This is a genomic window from Acinetobacter stercoris (assembly GCF_900323515.1).
Lineage (GTDB): Bacteria > Pseudomonadota > Gammaproteobacteria > Pseudomonadales > Moraxellaceae > Acinetobacter > Acinetobacter stercoris.
In genome coordinates, this window is the sequence record NZ_OOGT01000284.1 from 1 (window position 1) to 3531 (window position 3531).

Sequence of the window (3531 nt, forward strand, 5' to 3'; positions counted from 1 at the left end):
ATAAATATTAGTATGTATATGTATATACAAGTATAGGCAGAATATACAATGGAATTTGGAAAAACTGGAAGGAATCTGATGATGATAAATACAATAGTTGTGAAGCATATTCAGCTCTAATACAACATTTAGATAAACCTCCCAAAGTGATTTAACTGAAAACGTTGCAAAATAGTCCAGAAGTTGTTGCTGTTAGCAATATAAAAACCAATGGACATTGTTTTCTGGATTAAAAACACATTTCAGCATATTCAGGACATAAATTTTGAAAAACAGGATGAAAAAATGGAACTCTTAATTCAGCCAGGAAAATTGACATTATCAGATTTGAGAAATGCTTATTTGAATCCAGTCCATGTGACATTGGACTCAAACGCTGAATCAGCAATCAATGCAAGTGTAGCCTGTGTAGAAAAAATTATTGCAGAAGGGCGTACAGCTTACGGGATCAACACAGGGTTTGGTCTATTGGCTTCAACAAAAATTGCGCCAGAAGATCTGGAAAAACTACAACGATCTTTGGTTCTATCTCATGCTGCTGGTGTGGGAGAAGCGCTTGATGACGCAATGGTCCGTTTGATTATGTTGTTAAAAGCCAATAGTTTGGCACGTGGGTTTTCTGGTATACGCTTGAAAGTTATTCAAGCGTTATTAACGTTGATTAATGCAGAAGTTTATCCACATATTCCCTTGAAAGGTTCGGTTGGGGCATCTGGCGACTTAGCTCCTTTGGCACATATGTCATTGGTTTTACTTGGGGAAGGCAAAGCTCGGTATAAAGGTGAATGGTTGCCTGCAGTGGAAGCATTAAAAATTGCTGGCTTAGAACCAATTACATTGGTTGCCAAAGAAGGCCTAGCTCTTTTAAATGGTACACAAGTATCTACAGCATATGCACTCAGGGGACTATTTGAAACGGAAGATTTATTTGCTGCAGGCTTGGTTTGTGGTGGGTTAAGTGTCGAAGCAATGCTTGGTTCCCGTTCGCCATTTGATGCACGTATTCATGAGGTTCGTGGACAAAAGGGGCAAATCGATACTGCTGCTGCTTATCGTGATTTATTAACAGACCATAGTGAAATTGCCCATTCACATGAAGATTGCGATAAAGTTCAAGATCCATATTCACTTCGTTGTCAACCACAAGTTATGGGTGCCTGTTTGACCCAGATTCGTCAAACCGCAGAAATTTTAGAAATAGAAGCCAATGCCGTTTCTGATAATCCGCTTGTTTTTACAGACAATGGCGATGTGATTTCAGGTGGTAATTTTCATGCTGAACCTGTGGCAATGGCGGCAGATAATTTGGCCTTGGCTATTGCTGAAATTGGTTCATTGTCTGAACGTCGTATTTCAATGATGATGGATCGTCACATGTCACAGTTACCACCATTTTTAGTTGCAAATGGTGGAGTTAACTCCGGATTTATGATCGCGCAGGTAACAGCGGCAGCTTTAGCTAGTGATAACAAGGCACTTGCTCATCCTGCGAGTGTTGATAGTTTACCAACCTCAGCAAACCAGGAAGATCATGTTTCTATGGCTCCAAATGCAGGCAAACGTTTATGGTATATGGCGGATAATGTGCGTGGGATCTTGGCAGTGGAATGGTTGGGAGCATGTCAGGGTCTAGACTTCCGTGAAGGCTTGAAAAGCTCCCCTAAACTAGAACAAGCACGTAAAATTTTACGTGATGAAGTGCCATATTATAACGAAGACCGTTTCTTTGCTCCTGATATTGAACAGGCAAGTAAATTACTTGCAAGTGGCTGTTTAAATCGTCTGGTTATTGGTAATTTATTGCCGAGTCTCAGCATAGATTAAACCTTAAATAAGACCACAGGATGTGGTCATTATCACATTAAGTTTTGAATGAAATGGAGATTATAATGACTCAAAACTCCACACTGCAGCGAGGATTAAATACTCGCCATATCAGATTTTTAGCATTAGGTTCTGCAATTGGTACAGGATTATTTTACGGTTCGGCAACTGCGATAAAAATGGCAGGACCATCGGTCATTCTTGCATATATTTTTGCAGGTATTGCAATATACATTGTTATGCGTGCACTAGGAGAAATGGCGGTTAAAAACCCGATTTCAGGTTCATTTAGTCATTATGCATCTCAGTATATTGGTCCATTGGCTGGTTTTACTACAGGTTGGACATATGTTTTTGAGATGATCATTGTGGCACTTGCAGATGTCACAGCATTTGGGATTTATATGGGATTTTGGTTTCCCGATGTTCCTAGATGGATCTGGATTATGTCACTTATTTTATTTTTAGGCGCAATTAACCTGATTCATGTCAAGGTTTTTGGTGAGTTAGAATTCTGGCTTTCGATCATCAAAGTCGGTGCAATTATTGCCATGATTTTAGGTGGCTTTGGGATCATGTATTACGGTTTCCAATCGGGGCAAACGGCATATACACCAGGTATAGAAAATCTGTGGATACATGATGGATTTTTCCCAAATGGTATTGCAGGGCTTATTGCATCCCTCTCGGTCGTCGTTTTTGCATTTGGTGGAATTGAAATTATAGGTATTACTGCAGGTGAGTCTCAAGATCCTAAAAAGACTTTACCGAAAGCAATTAATGCTGTTCCTGTGCGTATTTTACTGTTTTATGTATTGACCATTTTTGTATTGATGTCGATTTTTCCATGGAATCAGATTGGTAGTCAAGGTAGCCCTTTTGTACAGATATTTGAAAATCTGGGTATCTCATCCGCAGCGACAATATTAAATATTGTGGTGATTACAGCAGCAGTTTCAGCGATTAATAGTGATGTTTTTGGTGCTGGTCGTATGCTGTATGGAATGGCAAACCGTGGTCAGGCACCACAGGTATTCAAGAAAATATCCCGTAATGGCGTTCCCTGGATGACAGTCGTCGTGATGGCAGGTGTTTTATTTATAGGGGTAATTTTAAACTATCTTATTCCTGAAAATATTTTCCTGATTATTGCTGCTATTGCGACTTTTGCGACAGTCTGGGTGTGGCTCATGATTTTACTTTCTCAGGTTGCGATGCGTCGTAAAATGTCTAAAGAGGAAATAAAATCACTGGATTTTCCTGTCATAGGTTGGCCTTATGCACCTGCCTTTGCAATTGTATTTATGGTATTTATCTTGATTATGATGGGATATTTTCCTGAGTCCAGACCTGCAATATTTGTTGGAATAGGGTGGTTATTACTTCTTTGGCTAAGCTATATGATTTGGGTTAAACCCAAACAGACTGAATATGAGGATGTAAGGATTTTACCAAATACCAATCCTGAACAAGAAAACTAAATTACTCCAGCCCAATTTCAACATTGGGCTTTTTTTATATCAAAAGATTCACAATAAGGTCTTGGTTTACCCGGATATTTGATAAAAATACTGATTTGAGATGATGTCTTAATACTATTGATAAACATTAAAATTTTTTGAAAAAATAATATGTATATAAAACATGAATTTAAAATTATTTTGACTTTAATTTTAAAAGTAAGCATTCACTTTATATAAACAATGT

At 38.3% G+C, this 3531-nt stretch carries 2 protein-coding genes; both read left to right on the forward strand.

Features of this window, described 5'->3' with window-relative positions; translation table 11 throughout:
* The first annotated feature begins 285 nt into the window (after positions 1-285).
* Positions 286-1824, forward strand: a complete 1539-nt coding sequence (hutH, locus tag KPC_RS18475; protein WP_121975796.1) for a histidine ammonia-lyase — start codon at positions 286-288, stop codon at positions 1822-1824.
* A 65-nt stretch (positions 1825-1889) separates the two neighbouring features.
* Positions 1890-3305: an amino acid permease gene (locus KPC_RS18480; protein WP_121975795.1), complete on the forward strand. Its 1416-nt coding sequence runs from the start codon at positions 1890-1892 to the stop codon at positions 3303-3305.
* The last annotated feature ends 226 nt before the right edge of the window (positions 3306-3531 follow it).

Bases quoted from the DNA above. Each gene is read 5' to 3' on its own strand.
- hutH (WP_121975796.1), top strand. From the start codon at position 286: ATGGAACTCTTAATTCAGCCAGGAAAATTGACATTATCAGATTTGAGA.
- KPC_RS18480 (WP_121975795.1), top strand. From the start codon at position 1,890: ATGACTCAAAACTCCACACTGCAGCGAGGATTAAATACTCGCCATATC.